The 16,769-nt window shown below is 63.0% G+C and carries 15 protein-coding genes; 13 read left to right on the top strand and 2 right to left on the bottom strand.

Annotation, left to right across the window (positions count from 1 at the left end; genetic code table 11):
* The first annotated feature begins 31 nt into the window (after window positions 1–31).
* The gene (gene gap, locus BWP39_RS14270) at window positions 32–1,042 is read left to right on the top strand and encodes a type I glyceraldehyde-3-phosphate dehydrogenase (protein ID WP_096721159.1); all 1,011 of its coding nucleotides are present in this window, start codon (window positions 32–34) and stop codon (window positions 1,040–1,042) included.
* A gap of 81 nt (window positions 1,043–1,123) precedes the next feature.
* Here gap and fur read toward each other — a convergent pair whose 3' ends face one another.
* Window positions 1,124–1,552, bottom strand: a complete 429-nt coding sequence (fur, locus tag BWP39_RS14265) for a ferric iron uptake transcriptional regulator (RefSeq protein WP_096721157.1) — start codon at window positions 1,550–1,552, stop codon at window positions 1,124–1,126.
* Window positions 1,553–1,714: 162 nt separating this feature from the next.
* Here fur and BWP39_RS14260 point away from each other — a divergent pair, with 162 nt between their 5' ends.
* From BWP39_RS14260 to BWP39_RS14220, 9 genes are all read left to right on the top strand, one after another.
* Window positions 1,715–2,497: an outer membrane protein assembly factor BamE gene (locus BWP39_RS14260; protein ID WP_096721155.1), complete on the top strand. Its 783-nt coding sequence runs from the start codon at window positions 1,715–1,717 to the stop codon at window positions 2,495–2,497.
* A 175-nt stretch (window positions 2,498–2,672) separates the two neighbouring features.
* Window positions 2,673–3,470, top strand: coding sequence for a 4-hydroxy-tetrahydrodipicolinate reductase (gene dapB, locus BWP39_RS14255; protein WP_096721153.1), 798 nt, complete (start codon window positions 2,673–2,675; stop codon window positions 3,468–3,470).
* A 71-nt stretch (window positions 3,471–3,541) separates the two neighbouring features.
* Window positions 3,542–4,207, top strand: coding sequence for a MotA/TolQ/ExbB proton channel family protein (locus BWP39_RS14250; RefSeq protein ID WP_096721151.1), 666 nt, complete (start codon window positions 3,542–3,544; stop codon window positions 4,205–4,207).
* A 33-nt stretch (window positions 4,208–4,240) separates the two neighbouring features.
* A complete protein-coding gene (locus BWP39_RS14245) occupies window positions 4,241–4,672 on the top strand; it encodes an ExbD/TolR family protein (RefSeq protein WP_096721149.1) in 432 nt (143 codons plus the stop codon).
* Between the two features lie 254 nt (window positions 4,673–4,926).
* A complete protein-coding gene (leuS, locus tag BWP39_RS14240; RefSeq protein ID WP_096721147.1) occupies window positions 4,927–7,521 on the top strand; it encodes a leucine--tRNA ligase in 2,595 nt (864 codons plus the stop codon).
* Window positions 7,522–7,617: 96 nt separating this feature from the next.
* Complete coding sequence (locus tag BWP39_RS14235; RefSeq protein WP_096722574.1) at window positions 7,618–8,169, top strand: LPS-assembly lipoprotein LptE; 552 nt, start codon at window positions 7,618–7,620, stop codon at window positions 8,167–8,169.
* Between the two features lie 31 nt (window positions 8,170–8,200).
* Window positions 8,201–9,295, top strand: a complete 1,095-nt coding sequence (gene holA, locus BWP39_RS14230) for a DNA polymerase III subunit delta (protein ID WP_096721145.1) — start codon at window positions 8,201–8,203, stop codon at window positions 9,293–9,295.
* A 193-nt stretch (window positions 9,296–9,488) separates the two neighbouring features.
* Entirely contained in the window at window positions 9,489–10,760 is a 1,272-nt protein-coding gene (locus BWP39_RS14225; RefSeq protein WP_096721143.1) for a glutamate-5-semialdehyde dehydrogenase, read from the top strand.
* 129 nt (window positions 10,761–10,889) lie between these two features.
* Window positions 10,890–11,306, top strand: a complete 417-nt coding sequence (locus BWP39_RS14220) for a CopD family protein (protein WP_091009875.1) — start codon at window positions 10,890–10,892, stop codon at window positions 11,304–11,306.
* Window positions 11,307–11,392: 86 nt separating this feature from the next.
* On the opposite strand, the gene BWP39_RS14215 is transcribed toward BWP39_RS14220, so the two are convergent.
* Complete coding sequence (locus BWP39_RS14215) at window positions 11,393–12,238, bottom strand: MurR/RpiR family transcriptional regulator (protein WP_096721141.1); 846 nt, start codon at window positions 12,236–12,238, stop codon at window positions 11,393–11,395.
* A 282-nt stretch (window positions 12,239–12,520) separates the two neighbouring features.
* Between BWP39_RS14215 and edd the strand changes: the two genes are divergently transcribed.
* From edd to BWP39_RS14200, 3 genes are all read left to right on the top strand, one after another.
* Entirely contained in the window at window positions 12,521–14,404 is a 1,884-nt protein-coding gene (edd, locus tag BWP39_RS14210) for a phosphogluconate dehydratase (protein ID WP_096721139.1), read from the top strand.
* Between the two features lie 2 nt (window positions 14,405–14,406).
* Window positions 14,407–15,048, top strand: coding sequence for a bifunctional 4-hydroxy-2-oxoglutarate aldolase/2-dehydro-3-deoxy-phosphogluconate aldolase (gene eda, locus BWP39_RS14205; RefSeq protein WP_091009882.1), 642 nt, complete (start codon window positions 14,407–14,409; stop codon window positions 15,046–15,048).
* Between the two features lie 312 nt (window positions 15,049–15,360).
* Window positions 15,361–16,761, top strand: coding sequence for a GntP family permease (locus BWP39_RS14200; RefSeq protein ID WP_096721137.1), 1,401 nt, complete (start codon window positions 15,361–15,363; stop codon window positions 16,759–16,761).
* Window positions 16,762–16,769: the final 8 nt, after the last annotated feature.

Genomic DNA, 16,769 nt, shown 5'->3' with positions numbered 1-16,769 from the left:
CGTATTTTTTTCAGCCATCAGGAGATAGACCATGACGATTCGCGTCGCAATCAACGGCTACGGCCGGATCGGCCGCAACACGCTGCGCGCCTTCTATGAAAACGGCAAGAAGCACGACATTCAGTTCGTGGCGATCAACGACCTCGGTGATGCGAAGACCAATGCTCACCTGACGCAATACGACACCGCGCACGGCAAGTTCCCCGGCGAAGTCGCAGTGGACGGCGAGTACCTCGTCGTGAACGGCGACAAGATCCGCGTGCTCGCAAACCGCAACCCGGCCGAACTGCCGTGGGGCGAACTGGGCGTCGACGTCGTGCTGGAATGCACGGGCTTTTTCACGACCAAGGAAAAGGCTGGCGCCCACATCAAGGGCGGCGCGAAGAAGGTGGTCATCTCGGCACCGGGCGGCAAGGACGTCGACGCAACGATCGTCTACGGCGTGAACCATCATGTGCTGAAGGCCGAGCATACGGTGATCTCGAACGCATCGTGCACGACGAACTGCCTCGCACCGCTCGTCAAGCCGCTGAACGACAAGATCGGCCTCGAAAACGGCCTGATGACGACGATCCACGCCTACACGAACGATCAGGTGCTGACCGACGTGTATCACGAAGACCTGCGCCGCGCGCGCTCAGCCACGCATAGCCAGATCCCGACGAAGACAGGTGCTGCTTCCGCCGTCGGCCTCGTGCTGCCGGAACTGAACGGCAAGCTCGACGGCTACGCGATCCGCGTCCCGACGATCAACGTGTCGATCGTCGATCTGTCGTTTATCGCGAAGCGCGACACGACGGTCGAAGAAGTGAACGCGATCATGAAGGAAGCGTCGGAAGGTTCGTTGAAGGGCATCCTCGGCTACAACACGGCGCCGCTGGTCTCGATCGACTTCAACCATAATCCGGCTTCGTCGACATTCGATTCGACGCTGACGAAGGTGTCGGGTCGTCTCGTGAAGGTGTCGAGCTGGTACGACAACGAGTGGGGCTTCTCGAACCGCATGCTTGATACGGCGGTTGCGCTGGCGAACGCGAAGTAAGCAGGAAGTCGCTGTGTCGTAGCGCATCAAAAAAGCCGCTCTTCGGAGCGGCTTTTTATCGAGGCTAAGAGCGACGACGGTTCAATGCTTGCGATGCGGGCAATTCTCTTTTATGCAGGCGCCGTACAGCGCGAGCGCGTGTTCCTGTAGCTTGAAGCCACGCTCTTTTGCGATGGCCTGCTGACGGGTTTCGATTTCCCCGTCGAAGAATTCTTCGACGAGCCCGCAATCGAGACACACGAGATGGTCGTGATGCGTGCCTTCGTTCAGTTCGAACACGGCTTTGCCGGATTCGAAGTTGCTGCGCGACAGCAGCCCCGCCTGCTCGAACTGTGTAAGCACGCGGTAAACCGTGGCGAGGCCGATGTCGAGCTCTTCGTGAAGCAGGTTCCGGTAGACGTCTTCTGCTGTCAGATGGCGGACTGGGCTATGCTGGAAAATCTCCAGAATCTTGAGGCGCGGAAGGGTCGCCTTGAGCCCGATATTCTTGAGATCGGTCGGATTGGTCATGACAAGGGATCCCTAGAGTACAATGCACGGCTCCAATAGTAATGTGTTTTTGCGGTTCAAGGCCATCTTCGGCGGAATGAAACTCGCGCGGCTTGTCATCGAGCCCGCACGGTGATGAGTGAAATGATTTCAAAATCTTTATCGATCTACCGGGGGAGCCGCATGCGGGGTACCTTGAGCGCGGTTGCGGCAGTGGCGGTTATGACCGTACTCGTCGGATGTTCTACCTATGACAACCTGACGCAGCGCATCGCGCAACGCATCACACCGTATCGCATCACGGTCGTGCAGGGCAACTTCGTTTCGAAGGAAGCCGCGGCGCAGATGCAGGTTGGCATGACGCGGGCGCAGGTTCGCCAGGTGCTGGGCACGCCTCTGCTGGCCGACATGTTCCATGCTGACCGCTGGGACTACGTCTTCTACTTCAAGCGCGGCTCGACGTCGATCGTCCAGCAGCGCGATTTCGTCGTGATGTTTGCCGGCGATAACGTCGCGAGCTGGTCGGGCGGCGAGGATCTGCCGTCTAATCTGGAACTGCTGGCGGAGATCGACGGCGACCGGTTGGGCAAGAAATACAAGGCAGCTGCGGCTAGCGCGGCCAGCGCGCCGTCTGCAGCAGCATCAGACACGGCGGCAGCCGCTGCGCCCGCCGCCACCGATGTCGACGCCAACGCACAGGCCGCACAAGCCGCGAACCGTGCGACGAGCGCGGCGGAAACGTCGTCCGACAGGCCGCGAGTACGCGCAGGTGTACCGCAGTCGAACGGTGGCGTGCCGCAAGGCGCAACGGCGCCGGGACAGCCGCAGTTCCAGTTCCACCGTCCGCCGCCGCCGACCGTCCAGGGTGTGCCGCAGGACAATCCAGTGGGACCGACCGGTTCGAGCAGTGGTGGTCCGACGCTCAACGCACCGTTGACGGCGCCTACGTCGGGAACGAGCAACTAGGCTGACTGTCCACTGGTGTGACGGGCCCTGCGCAACGCGCGGGCTCGTTGCGAGTCGCCAGGTTTCCTGGGCACGTCGCGCGCGGCACGCGGATTACCCGCGTGCTTTTGCGTTACCGCCTTTGCGTCGTCGCTTTTCGCGGTTGTTTCTTACGCTTGCTTTTCGCGGATTACCCATGAAGATTGCCATCGCCGGTGCATCGGGCCGTATGGGCCGGATGCTCATCGAAACAGTCCTGAACGATTCCGCTACCACGCTCTCCGGCGCGCTCGACCGTGCCGGCTCGCCGCAGCTTGGCCAGGACGCGGGCGCGTTCCTCGGCAAGCAGACCGGCGTCGTGCTGACCGACGACCTCGACCGGGTGCTGGCCGAATCCGACTACCTGATCGATTTCACGCGTCCCGAAGGCACGATGCAGCACATCGAGGCCGCGCTGCGTCACAACGTGAAACTCGTAATCGGCACGACTGGTTTCGATAACGCGCAGAAAGCGCAACTGCATGCGGCCGCCGACAAGATCGGCATCGTCTTCGCGGCGAACATGAGCGTGGGTGTCAACGTCACACTGAAGCTGCTGGAATTTGCCGCGCGCCATTTCGCGACCGGCTACGACATCGAGATCATCGAGGCGCATCATCGTCATAAGGTCGACGCGCCCTCGGGCACGGCGCTGATGATGGGCGAGGTCATCGCCGATGCGCTCGGGCGCAATCTCGACGAATGTGCTGTCTATGGTCGCGAAGGCGTGACCGGCGCACGCGATCCTTCAACCATCGGTTTTTCCGCGATTCGCGGCGGCGATATTGTCGGCGATCATACGGTGCTGTTCGCTGGTATCGGCGAGCGTATCGAGATCACGCACAAGTCCGCGAGCCGCCTGTCGTATGCGCAAGGTGCGCTGCGCGCCGTGCGCTTCCTCGAAGACCGCTCTACTGGTCTTTACGACATGCAGGACGTACTCGGCCTGCGCTGAGCACGCTGAGCGTTCTCCGGCAGCCGGCGGCGTATAGCCGCCGCCGCGCTTCATCCAGACAGCGAGGCCCGATGGCAAGCACCGGCATCATCCATTACCTGCAAACCAGCGACGCGATCACGCACGCCGTCGCTTATGTGCTGCTGGCCATGTCGGTTGCGAGCTGGTGCTTTCTGATCGTCAAGAGCTGGATGCTCGGCCGCGCAAAACTGCAGGGGCCGCGCGCAATCGCGAAGTTCTGGCAGGCGCCGACGCTGTCCGACGGTGTGGACGTACTGCGCCGCGCCGATCGCGAACGGGTTTTCGCGCCGCTTGCCGAAGCTGCGTTGCATGCGGCCGAAGCCGACATTCCCGGCATGCTGCTGGCCCGCGTCGATCGTAACGAGCGCGTCATGCGCGCATTGCGGCAAGCGCTCAACGCGTCGCAACGCCGGCTTGAATTCGGCCAGGTGCTGCTTGCCTCGGTGGGCAGTACGGCGCCGTTCGTCGGATTGCTTGGCACCGTCTGGGGCATCTATCACGCGCTTGGCAGCATTGCTTCGAGCGGCCAGGCGATGATCGAGAACGTCGCAGGCCCGGTCGGCGAGGCGCTGATCATGACCGCGTTCGGTCTGGTCGTCGCGATTCCCGCGGTGCTCGCGTACAACGTGCTCGGACGGATGGTGCGGCAATTGTCCGAGGAACTCGACGGCTTCGCGCACGACCTGCACGCGTACGTGTGCGCGCCCGCGAACTGACGCATCCCGGTATCGCGGCAGGCGGAGGACGATATGGCATTCGGCGGATTCGAGAAGAAGCAGCAGGCCGCGCCGATGGCGGACATCAACATGACACCGCTGATCGACGTGATGCTGGTGCTGCTTGTCATCTTCATCATCACGGCGCCGCTGTTCACGCACGCGATCCGGCTCGATCTGCCGCGCGTTGCCGCCGATTCGGCGCGCCAGACGCCGCAAACTATTTCCATCTCGATCGATGTGGCGGGCAAGCTGTACTGGAATGGCAATCCGGTCGCGCTTGACCAGCTACGCGCGCAACTGGTTCAGGCCGGACGTAGCGCGGACCAGCCGGAGATCCATCTACGGGCGTCCCGCGATACGCGCTACGAAGTGATCGCGCAGGTGATGGGCGCGGCGCAGCAGGCGGGGCTTGAGCGGCTCGGTTTCGTGACCGATCCGCCGCCGCCGGGACAGAAGCCCTGATGCACGACGTCGGCGAACGCCTGGCGTAATCGCCTCGGCTTCACGCCTGGCTGGTATTTGCCGCCGCCGCTGTAGCGACGTGGCGCCCACCGCGCGCAGCCACCGGCGCGCAACCCACGGCGCGCAACCCACGGCGCACCGCCCGTCGGACGGTATAATCAGCGCTTTCCCCGTCCACGGGGAGCCGACGACATTTCGTTACGCAGAGCACCACGTCCGGTGCGAAAGCACCGAACCCAGCGATCCATCACACCATGCAAGAAAAATACGTTCCCTCCGACGTCGAATCTGCCGCGCAGTCCGAGTGGCGCGCCAGCGACGCCTACAAGACGACGGAACTCGCCAGCAAGCCGAAGTTCTACTGCGTCTCGATGCTGCCGTACCCGTCGGGCAAGCTGCACATGGGACACGTACGCAACTACACGATCAACGACGTGATGTACCGCTATCTGCGGATGAACGGCTACAACGTGCTGATGCCGATGGGCTGGGACGCGTTCGGCATGCCCGCCGAAAACGCCGCGATGGCGAACGGCGTGCCGCCGGCGCGCTGGACCTACGACAACATCGCGTACATGAAGGGGCAGATGCAGTCGATGGGACTCGCCATCGACTGGTCGCGCGAAGTCGCGACCTGCAGCCCGGCCTACTACAAGTGGAACCAGTGGCTGTTCCTGAAGATGCTCGAAAAGGGCATCGCGTACAAGAAAACCGGCACCGTGAACTGGGACCCGGTCGACCAGACTGTGCTCGCGAACGAACAGGTGATCGACGGGCGCGGCTGGCGCTCCGGCGCGCTGGTCGAGAAGCGCGAAATCCCGATGTACTACATGCGCATCACGCAGTACGCGGATGAGCTGCTGAGCGACCTCGAAGGCCTCGGCTGGCCAGAACGCGTGAAGGTCATGCAGCAGAACTGGATCGGCAAGAGCTACGGCGTGAACTTCGGCTTCCCGTATGAGATCGACGGTGAGGAAAAGCTGCTGCGCGTGTTTACGACACGCGCCGACACGATCATGGGCGTCACCTTCTGCGCGGTGGCCGCCGAGCATCCGCTCGCCACGCGTCTTGCGCGGGACAAGCCGGAACTGCAGGCCTTTATCGAAGAGTGCAAGCGCGGCGGTGTCGCGGAAGCCGACGTTGCGACGATGGAAAAGAAGGGCATCGGTACCGGCTTCTACGTGACGCATCCGCTCACGCAGGAACGCATCGAAGTGTGGATCGGCAACTACGTGCTGATGAGCTACGGCGAAGGCGCGGTGATGGGTGTGCCGGCGCACGACGAGCGCGACTTCGCGTTCGTGAAGAAGTACGGTTTGCCGATCAAGCAGGTGATCGCTATAGAAGGCGAGTCGTTCTCCGCCGACGCATGGCAGGAGTGGTACGGCAGCAAGGAAGGCTGCGTCTGCATGAATAGCGGCAAGTACGACGGCCTGAACTACACGCAGGCCATCGATGCAGTGGCTGCCGACCTCAAGGCACTCGGTCTCGGTGACAAGCAGGTCACCTGGCGTCTGCGCGACTGGGGCATTTCGCGGCAGCGTTACTGGGGCACGCCAATCCCGATCATTCATTGCGACACGTGCGGCGACGTACCGGTCCCGGAACAGGACCTGCCCGTCGTGTTGCCGGAAGACCTCGTGCCGGATGGCACCGGCAATCCGCTCGCGAAGTCCGAAGCGTTCGTGAACTGCGTGTGTCCGAAGTGCGGCGCGCCGGCCAAGCGCGAGACCGACACGATGGACACCTTCGTCGATTCCGCGTGGTACTTCTCGCGTTACGCCGCGCCCGATGCGGAGACCATGGTCGACGAACGCACCGACTACTGGATGCCGATGGACCAGTACATCGGCGGCATCGAACACGCCATCCTGCATCTGCTGTATTCGCGCTTCTGGGCCAAGGTGATGCGCGACATGGGTCTCGTGAAATTCGCCGAGCCCGCGAAGAACCTGCTCACGCAGGGCATGGTGCTCAACGAAACCTATTACCGCGAGAACGACGCAGGCAAGAAGGCGTGGTTCAATCCCGCCGATGTCGTCGTCACGCACGACGACAAGGGTCGCCCGGTCGGTGCGACGCTCAACGCCGATGGTCAGCCCGTGGTGCTCGGTGGCATCGAGAAGATGTCGAAGTCGAAGAACAACGGCGTCGATCCGCAGATCCTGATCGACCTGTACGGTGCCGATACCGCGCGCCTCTTCACGATGTTCGCGTCGCCGCCGGAGCAGCAGCTCGAGTGGTCGGGCGCGGGTGTCGAAGGCGCGAGCCGGTTCCTGCGTCGCGTGTGGTCGTTTGGACAGAGCAATGAAGCGGTGTTGCGCGGTGGTTCGTCGGCGGCTACGCAAGCGCCCGGCGATGTCGACAAGACTGTGCGTCGCGAGATCTACAGTGTGCTGAAGCAGGCCGATTTCGATTATCAGCGGCTGCAGTACAACACGGTTGTCTCGGCGGCGATGAAGATGCTCAACGCACTCGAAGGCGCGAAGGGCGCGCAGCCCGCTGTGCTGCGCGAAACCTACGGCGTGCTGTTGCGCGTGCTGTACCCCGTCGTGCCGCACGTCACGTTCCAGTTGTGGCGCGAACTCGGCTATGCCGACGAATTCGGTTCGCTGCTCGACGCGCCGTGGCCAAAGGTCGACGAAGCCGCGCTCGAGCAAACGGAGATCGAACTCGTGCTGCAGGTGAATGGCAAGGTGCGCGGTGCGGTGACGGTCGCGAAGGACGCATCGCGCGAAGCGATCGAAGCAGTAGCGCTCGCGCACGAGATGGTTACGAAGTTCAGCGAAGGCAAGCCGCCGAAGAAGATCATCGTCGTGCCGGGCCGGCTGGTGAACATCGTCGTTTGATATCGACGCGGAGCGCCATGTGATGTCGTGTTGTCCGCCGCAGTGCGCGGCGACACACGATGCACCGCGGGATTTACTGCGAACCAGGGAGCCAATGTGATTCGCAAATCGTTTCTGATGCTGACGTGCAGTGCGCTGCTCCTGTCGGCGTGCGGCTTTCAGCTGCGCGGCCAGCAGGACTATGCGTTCAAGCGCCTGGCCATCGCCGGCGGACAGGCAGCCGGTATCGCGCGCCTCACGCGCATGGTGCAGGGCGGCAGCGACACCGTGGTGGTGAACAACGCAGCCAACGCCGACGCGACGCTGCATCTGTCGGAAGGGCAGGGCACCAGCGTGCTGACGCTGAATGCGCTGGGAGTCGTCGAGGAATACCAGATCAACTACACGCTGAACTACTCGCTCGTCGGCGCGGACGGCACACTGCTGATTCCGCCGAGCGCGATCGCACTGAACCGTGCGATGACCTATAGCGACCAGTATTCGCAGGCGAAGTCCGCGGAATACGACCTGCTGATCGCCGACATGCGCAACGACGCCGTCGACCAGTTGATGCGCCGTCTCTCGGTCGTTCACACGCTGCACCCGGGCCCGGGCCAACAGGTACCAGGCGTCGCGCCGCGCGCACCGTTGCCGCCGCCGCCGCTGTGATCGGCATGACGATTTTCACCGGCCACTAGCCATGCAACTGCGACTCGACTCGCTCGAAACACACCTCGCGAAAGGGCTCGCGGGCCTCTACGTCGTGTACGGCGACGAGCATCTGATCGCGCAGGAAGCGTGCGACCGCATTCGTGCGTCGGCGCGTGCCGCTGGCTTTACCGATCGCTCGGTGTTCACCGTGGAGCGCGGTTTCGACTGGAGTTCGCTACTCGGCGCGAGCCAGTCGATGTCGCTGTTCGGCGACCGGCAACTCGTCGAGCTGCGCATTCCATCGGGCAAACCCGGCAAGGAAGGTGCGGATGCGCTGAAGTCGCTGGCTGCTGCGGTGAATGACGAGGTGCTGACGATCGTTACGCTACCGCGGCTCGACGCCGCGACGCAGAAGGCTGGCTGGTTCACCGCGCTATCCGAAGCGGGCGTCGCCCTGAAGATCGATTCTATCGAACGGGCGCAGTTGCCGAACTGGATCGGTCAGCGGCTGGCGCAGCAGGGACAGCGGATGGCAGCCGGCGAAGACGGGCGGCGCGCGCTGCAGTTCATCGCTGAGCGTGTGGAGGGCAATCTGCTCGCCGCACATCAGGAAATCCAGAAGCTCGGGCTGCTCTATCCAACTGGTGCGTTGAGCTTCGAGCAGGTTCACGATGCGGTGCTGAACGTAGCCCGCTACGACGTGTTCAAGCTGAACGAAGCGATGCTCGCCGGCGATGTCGGGCGGCTTTCGCGCATGCTCGACGGTCTGCGCGGCGAAGGCGAAGCGGCGGTGCTGGTGTTGTGGGCCGTGGTCGAGGAAGTGCGCACGCTGTTGCGTATCAAGCGCGGTGTCGCTGCGGGCAAACCGCTCGCGATGCTGCTGCGCGAGAACCGCGTATGGGGTCCGCGCGAACGGCTCGTCGGACCGGCGCTGTCGCGCATCACCGAGCCGGCGCTGGAAAAAGGTCTCGCGCTTGCCGCGCGGCTCGACCGGCAGGTGAAGGGGCTGTCGGGCAACACGCCGGGCCAGCCGCGCGACAATCCGCCGCCTGATCCATGGGATGGCCTGTTCGAACTGGCGATGAGTGTTGCCGCGCCGCGCAACGCGCCATCGGCTGGTGCGCCAGCGCGTCGCGCGGGCTAGCCTAAGCGTCGTAGCCCGCCTGGCGCAACCTCATGCGGTAGTGCGAACAGTCAGCCCGACGCTACGGAGCGGCGCCTGACAAACCAGCGCGACAAGACTTACAATCGACGCATCTCCCGCTCAACCCCGCAGTACGCCGCGCCGGCCGCGATTGGCAGTTTCCGGTCCGCGTGGGCACCCGAGAATCACGAAGATGGATATCGACCAGTACATGACGGACCTCGGCCGCCGCGCCCGCCTCGCATCGCGTGCGATGGCGCGGGCGTCGACGGCGGCGAAGAATGCCGCGCTCGATGCGGTTGCGCGCGCCATCGAGCGCGATGCCGCGTTGCTCAAAACCGCCAACGCACGCGATGTCGCGCGGGCTCGCGAGAAAGGGCTCGACGCTGCGTTTATCGACCGGCTCACGCTGTCTGACAAGGCGCTGAAGACGATGGTCGAAGGCTTGCGTCAGGTCGCCGCGTTACCCGATCCGATCGGTGAAATCACCAACCTCAAATATCGTCCGAGCGGCATCCAGGTCGGTCAGATGCGCGTACCGCTCGGCGTGATCGGAATCATCTACGAATCGCGTCCGAACGTAACGATCGATGCTGCCGCGTTGTGCCTGAAATCCGGCAACGCGACGATCCTGCGCGGCGGTTCTGAAGCACTCGAATGCAATACGGCGCTCGCGAAGCTGATCGGCGAAGGGCTGGAAGCAGCCGGCCTGCCGCAGGACGCGGTGCAGGTCGTCGAAACGTCGGATCGCGCGGCTGTTGGTGTACTGATCACGATGACCGAATACGTCGACGTGATCGTGCCGCGTGGCGGCAAGAACCTGATTGCGCGTCTGATGGAAGAAGGGCGCGTGCCGATGATCAAGCACCTCGACGGCATCTGCCACGTGTATGTCGACGACCGCGCGGATCTCACGAAGGCGCTGACCGTGTGCGATAACGCGAAGACGCATCGCTACGGCACCTGCAACACGATGGAAACGCTGCTGGTCGCACGCGGTATCGCCAGCGAGGTACTGCCGCCGCTCGGCAGGCTGTATCGCGACAAGCAGGTCGAGCTGCGCGTCGATCCGGCAGCGCGCGCGGTACTCGAAGCGGCGAAGGTCGGCCCGCTCGTCGATGCCACCGAAGAAGACTGGCGCACCGAATATCTCGCGCCGGTGCTGGCGATCAAGATCGTCGATGGCCTCGATGCCGCGATCGATCACATCAACACGTACAGCTCCGCCCACACCGATGCGATCGTTACCGAAGATCACGATCGCGCGATGCGTTTCCTGCGCGAAGTCGATTCGGCGAGCGTGATGGTCAACGCGTCGACGCGTTTCGCCGACGGTTTCGAGTTTGGTCTCGGCGCGGAGATCGGCATTTCGAACGACAAGCTGCATGCGCGCGGGCCGGTTGGACTCGAAGGGCTGACCTCGCTGAAATACGTCGTGCTTGGGCACGGTGAAGGGCGGCAGTAGATCGCCTGTAAAGCGGCGCGCATTGCATTGCATTAGCGCGCCGTCTGCTTCTCGTACCCGCAGTCAATCATGCCTTGTAGCGACCATGCGAGTCGCCACAAGGCAACAACATCTCATCGAGGACCGCCGATGCTCTGGGTCAAGACGTTTCACATCGTTCTGGTGGCTGCCTGGTTTGCAGGACTGTTCTACTTGCCGCGCATTTTCGTGAACCTTGCGATGGAGACGGAGCCTGCGGCGATCAAGCGTCTGCTCATCATGGCGCGCAAGCTGTTTCGCTTCATGACGTTTATCGCGGTGCCTGCGTTGCTGTGTGGACTGTGGCTGTGGCTCGTGATCGGCGTCGGACGCGGGCAGGGCTGGATTCACGCGAAGGTCGGTGTCGTCGCGCTGCTCGTGATCTATCACGCGTATTGCGGCAGGCTGCTCGCAACCTTCGAGCGCGGTGAAAACCGCCGTTCGCACAAGTGGTATCGCATGTATAACGAACTGCCTGTGCTCGGCCTGCTAGCAGCCGTTGCGCTGGTGGTGATCAAACCGTTCTAAACGACTCGATGCGGGGCCGGCCCTGCCGCCAGGCACGCCGACCTTGTAACATGCCGCAACGCTAGCCAGCGTTGCGCGCCTCCGCCTCACTCCTTCGGACCAATACGCCTGCGCGTAATCAAGTCCTTCGCTCCCGCCAGCTTTTCCGTCAACGCCGGTCCGCACTGCAGCGCGACACCGACCGCGAGAATATCGCCGATCGCGAGATGCGACGTTCGCGAGGTCATCGGTGAGAACACGTCGGTGTCTTCGTCGACGTTCGCGTGCAGCCCGACCGATGCGAGCCGCGCGAGCGGCGAATTGCCGTGCGTAACCGCGATCACTTTTGCGCCGCTTTCGAGCGCGGCTTTCGCCGCGTCGACGATGTCGCGTGTGCGCCCGGTGTTCGAGATCGCGACGACCACATCGCCTGGACCGAGCAGCGCCGCCGACATCAGAAACGTCTGCGGATCCGAATACGCGACGCTCGGCATGCCGAGCCGGAAGAACTTGTGCTGCATGTCCTGGGCTGCGATGCCGGACCCGCCCGCACCGTAGAACTCGATGCGCCGCGCGCCCGCGAGCAGCGTGATCGCATCGGCGACCGAATCCGACGAAAGATTGTTGCGCACCTGGATCAGCGCACCGATCGTCCGGTCGAGGACCTTCGCCGCTACGCCGGGTACCGGCTCGTCGGGGCGCACGTCGCGATAGACGGCGGGTACGTCGGCGGCGACGCCTTGCGCGAGGCGGATCTTGAATTCGCGGAAGCCCGAAAATCCGAGCGCGTGACAGAAGCGCGCGATGGTCGGTTGGCTCACGCCGGCACGCTGCGCGACCTCCGTCATCGACAGATCGAGCACCTCGCGCGGCGCTTCGAGCACGTAATCGGCGAGCTTGCGCTCGGACGGCCGCAACTGATCGCGCATCGCTTCTACCTGGGACAGCATCATCGGAAAACTCGCACTATGCTGAAAGATCCGTGGACTATAGCGGATTCACGGGTTTGTACAAATACTACATATCCTGCCTAGGTATATTCCCTGGGTTGTCGATGAAAAGCCTGTAAGTGCCGTGTGTATTGGGCTTGTGCAAGGCGCGCGCACAACGAGTCAGGTCTGAATTGCCGTTGCGAACGTGTAGTTTTTCTACTAACATTCGAATCAAGATGCCGGGACCACCCGGCCGCGCCTTACCTGTGCATCACGTCCCCGCCAGAAGACGAAGGAGATTCGATGGTTTCCCCGCATTCGCATTTGATGAAGGTCACGCGACGCGTGATCGAGCGCAGCAAGCCCACGCGCGCAGCCTATCTCGCCCGTATCGATGCAGCGCAGGGCAAGTTCCCGGCGCGCGGCGCACTGTCGTGCGCGAACCTCGCACACGGATTCGCGGGCCTCGAAGGCAACGACAAGCTCACGATCAAGGCCATTCGCGCGCCGAACATCGGCATCGTCTCCTCGTATAACGAAATGCTGTCGGCGCATGCGCCGTACAAGGACTATCCCGATCTCATCAAGCAGGCTGCGCGCGAAAACGGCGGCGTCGCGCAGTTCGCAGGCGGCGTGCCCGCGATGTGCGACGGCGTGACGCAGGGCAATGCGGGCATGGAACTGTCGCTGTTCTCGCGCGAAGTGATCGCGATGAGCACAGCGATTGCGCTGACCCACAACATGTTCGATGCCGCACTGTGTCTCGGCATCTGCGACAAGATCGTGCCGGGTCTGCTGATCGGCGCATTGCAGTTCGGCCACCTGCCCACGATCTTCGTCCCCGCGGGCCCGATGGCAAGCGGTCTGTCGAACGACGACAAGGCGAAGATCCGCCAGCAGTTCGCGACCGGCAAGGTCGGTCGTGACGCGCTGCTCGAAGCTGAAGCTGCCGCATATCACGGCCACGGCACATGCACGTTCTACGGCACCGCGAACAGCAACCAGATGTTGATGGAAGTAATGGGCCTGCATCTGCCGGGCTCGGCCTTCGTTCACCCGCATACACCGCTGCGCGATGCGCTCACGGCTGCCGCGGCGCGGCGCGTGCTCGATCTGACGGTCGAGCGCGGTCATTACACGCCGGTTGGCCACGTGGTCGACGAGAAGGCGATCGTCAACGGCATCGTTGCACTGCTTGCTACGGGCGGCTCGACCAACCACACGCTGCACCTCGTCGCGATTGCGCGGGCGGCTGGTGTGATGATCGACTGGGACGACTTCGACGAATTGTCGCAAGCTGTGCCGTTACTCGCGAAGATTTACCCGAACGGCAAGGCCGACGTGAATCATTTCCACGCGGCGGGCGGCGTTGCGTTCCTCGTGCGTAACCTGCTCGAAGGCGGCTTGTTGCATGAAGACGTGACGACGGTCGCGGGTCGTGGTCTGTCGCACTACACGCAGGAACCGAAATTGCTCGATGGTCAGTTGACATGGGTCGACGGCGCGCCGAAGAGCGAAGACACGACCGTGCTGCGTGGCATCGAAGACCCGTTCCAGGCAGATGGCGGTTTGCGTCTGATGCAAGGCAAGCTCGGGCGCGGTGTGATCAAGATTTCGGCGGTAGCGGCGGCACATCGGAAGGTGACCGCGCCCGCGATCGTGTTCGATTCGCAGGAAGCGGTGCAGGAAGCATTCGACAATGGCGAGCTGAAGCGCGATTTTGTCGCGATCGTGCGGTTCCAGGGTGCGCGCGCAAATGGCATGCCGGAACTGCATCGTTTGACGCCGCTGCTTGGTGTGTTGCAGGATCAGGGTTTCCATGTCGCGCTCGTCACGGACGGCCGTATGTCAGGCGCGTCGGGCAAGGTGCCTGCCGTGATCCACGTGTCGCCCGAAGCACTGCTGCAAGGGCCGCTCGGCAAGGTGCGCACCGGCGACACGATCGTCATCGACGCCGAGGCGGGCGTACTCGACATCGATATCGATGAGACGGAATGGGCCGCGCGTCCGGAAGCCGAGCCGGTTCATCAGGCGGGCAACGAAGTCGGCTTTGGCCGGGAGCTGTACGGTGTGTTTCGCGCGGCGGCGGCTCCCGCGGAACTGGGTGCATCGGTATTCGGTCCGCTGGTTGGAGAGCGCGCTGAGATCCATCACACCCTCCAGGAACTGCAGAAACAAGGAGCATGACCATGACGACAAAAACAGTAAGCGACATCGTGCGCCTCGGCCCGGTCATTCCGGTCCTCGCATTCGATTCGGCGGAGCAGGGCGAAAGCGTTTCGCGCGCGCTGCATGCGGGCGGCGTGAAGGTTCTCGAGATCACGCTGCGTACCGAAGCGGGTCTGAAAGCAATCGAACGCGCGAGCGGGCTCGCCGACGATATCGTCGTCGGTGTCGGCACGATTACGCGGCCCGAGCAATGCGCACTCGCGAAGAAAGCGGGCGCGCAGTTCGGTGTATCGCCGGGTCTGACGAAGGAGATGCATCAGGCTGCGCTCGATGCGGGCTTGCCGCTGTTGCCCGGCGTCATGACGCCGACGGACATCATCGCGGCGCTCGAACTCGGCTATGAGATCGTCAAGTTTTTCCCCGCGCAGCCCGCGGGCGGCGTGCCGATGCTGCAAGCCTTTCACGGTCCGTTTCCGACGTTGAAGTTCTGCCCGACGGGCGGCATCACCGCAGAATCGGCGCTGAATTTCCTCGCGCTGCCGAACGTGGTGTGCGTCGGTGGTTCGTGGTTGACGCCGAAGTCCGCCGTAGCTGCGCAGAACTGGGCCGAAGTCACGCGCCTTGCGCGTGCAGCCAGCGAACTGGCACCGCCTGTGCGCTGAACGTAGACGTGCGCACGGATCGAAGCTAGCGGGAACGACGCTTGCATACAGAGCCTCGCCGATGCAGCCAGCAGGCTGTGTGGCGAGGCTCTGTGCTGTCGGAACCATGCGCCACACGCAGCGGTCGTGCTGCCGCGCGCTGCACTGCAGCGACGTCAGCCCACATCCCATGCAATGTTCACGCGCCATCCGCGACAACAAACAGTAGAATTCAGCGACCACGCGGCGGTTTCATCGGTACCGCGTCGAGTTGCCACGCAGGATGCCCGCGCGCTGCATCCATATCGATAACGCAGAGGAGGCGCTTCACTCATGGACGCAGTTCACGGCAGCATGCTGCTCGTTTACGCATTGATCGCCATCGCGGCGCTGATCCTGTTGATCACGCGCTACAAGGTGTATCCCTTCCTCGTCCTGATCATCGTCTCGCTGCTGCTCGGGCTTGCGGTCGGCATGCCGATGGGTCAGATCGTGAAGTCGTTCGAAACCGGTAACGGTAATACGCTAGGACACATCGCGATCGTCGTTGGCCTTGGCACGATGCTCGGCAAGATGATGGCCGAATCGGGCGGCGCGGAGCGCGTCGCGACGACGTTGATCGACTGGTTCGGCGAGAAGAATATTCACTGGGCGATGGTGTGCGTCGCGGTGATCGTCGGCTTGCCGGTGTTCTTCGAAGTCGGCTTCGTGCTGTTGATCCCGATCGCGTTCAACGTCGCGAAGCGCACCGGTAAATCGCTGCTGCTGATCGGGCTGCCGATGGTCGCGGGGCTATCGGTTGTACACGGACTGATTCCGCCGCATCCGGCCGCGATGCTCGCGGTGCAGGCGTATCACGCCGACATCGGCAAGACCATCCTGTATGGGTTGATCGTCGGTATTCCGACGGCGATTGTCGCCGGTCCGTTGTTCGCGCTGCTGATACACCGCTATATCAAGCTGCCGGAACACAATGCGCTCGCGGCGCAGTTCACCGGTTCGAGTTCGCAGGATGCTGTGAAGGGCGATGCAAAGGGTGACGCGAAGCCGGATGCAAAACGTACGCTGCCGAGCTTCGGTATCACGCTCTTCACGATCCTGCTGCCGGTGATCCTGATGCTGATCGGCAGCTGGGCCGATCTCGTTTCGACACCGAAGACCCTGCCGAACGATCTGCTGAAATTCGTCGGCAACTCCGACGTCGCATTGCTGATCTCCGTACTCGTGAGCTTCTGGACCTTCGGTGCAAGGCGCGGCTTTAATCGCGAGCAGATCCAGAAATTCTGCGGCGACTGTCTCGCGCCGATTGCGGGGATTACACTGATCGTCGGTGCGGGCGGCGGCTTTGGACGCGTGCTGATGGACAGCGGCATTTCGAAAGAGATCGTCGAAGTCGCAACGAATGCGCATCTGTCACCGCTGTTATTCGGCTGGTTCGTCGCTGCGCTGATCCGCCTCGCTACAGGCTCCGCGACGGTCGCGATGACGACAGCCTGCGGTATCGTCGCGCCGATCGCATCGGCGGCCGGCGCGCAGGTGAGCCCGGAACTGCTGGTGCTGGCCACCGGTTGCGGCTCGCTGATCTTTTCGCACGTGAACGACGGCGGTTTCTGGCTGGTCAAGGAATACTTCGGCATGACAGTGGGGCAGACCTTCAAGACATGGTCGCTCTGCGAAACCATCATTTCGGTGATGGGTCTCGGTTTGACGTTCGCTCTCGCGGCGGTCCTGTAAGGAGCAGT

It is taken from the genome of Paraburkholderia acidicola (genome assembly GCF_002362315.1).
Lineage (GTDB): Bacteria > Pseudomonadota > Gammaproteobacteria > Burkholderiales > Burkholderiaceae > Paraburkholderia > Paraburkholderia acidicola.
Note: the sequence above shows the minus strand (reverse complement) of the source record. Positions and strands in the feature narration are given on the sequence as shown.

Coding starts and splice junctions, on each gene's coding strand:
- fur (WP_096721157.1), bottom strand. CDS start 1,552: ATGACCAATCCGACCGATCTCAAGAATATCGGGCTCAAGGCGACCCTT.
- edd (WP_096721139.1), top strand. CDS start 12,521: ATGGTTTCCCCGCATTCGCATTTGATGAAGGTCACGCGACGCGTGATC.
- BWP39_RS14260 (WP_096721155.1), top strand. CDS start 1,715: ATGCGGGGTACCTTGAGCGCGGTTGCGGCAGTGGCGGTTATGACCGTA.
- BWP39_RS14250 (WP_096721151.1), top strand. CDS start 3,542: ATGGCAAGCACCGGCATCATCCATTACCTGCAAACCAGCGACGCGATC.
- BWP39_RS14220 (WP_091009875.1), top strand. CDS start 10,890: ATGCTCTGGGTCAAGACGTTTCACATCGTTCTGGTGGCTGCCTGGTTT.
- BWP39_RS14200 (WP_096721137.1), top strand. CDS start 15,361: ATGGACGCAGTTCACGGCAGCATGCTGCTCGTTTACGCATTGATCGCC.
- holA (WP_096721145.1), top strand. CDS start 8,201: ATGCAACTGCGACTCGACTCGCTCGAAACACACCTCGCGAAAGGGCTC.
- dapB (WP_096721153.1), top strand. CDS start 2,673: ATGAAGATTGCCATCGCCGGTGCATCGGGCCGTATGGGCCGGATGCTC.
- BWP39_RS14225 (WP_096721143.1), top strand. CDS start 9,489: ATGGATATCGACCAGTACATGACGGACCTCGGCCGCCGCGCCCGCCTC.
- eda (WP_091009882.1), top strand. CDS start 14,407: ATGACGACAAAAACAGTAAGCGACATCGTGCGCCTCGGCCCGGTCATT.
- BWP39_RS14245 (WP_096721149.1), top strand. CDS start 4,241: ATGGCATTCGGCGGATTCGAGAAGAAGCAGCAGGCCGCGCCGATGGCG.
- leuS (WP_096721147.1), top strand. CDS start 4,927: ATGCAAGAAAAATACGTTCCCTCCGACGTCGAATCTGCCGCGCAGTCC.
- gap (WP_096721159.1), top strand. CDS start 32: ATGACGATTCGCGTCGCAATCAACGGCTACGGCCGGATCGGCCGCAAC.
- BWP39_RS14215 (WP_096721141.1), bottom strand. CDS start 12,238: ATGATGCTGTCCCAGGTAGAAGCGATGCGCGATCAGTTGCGGCCGTCC.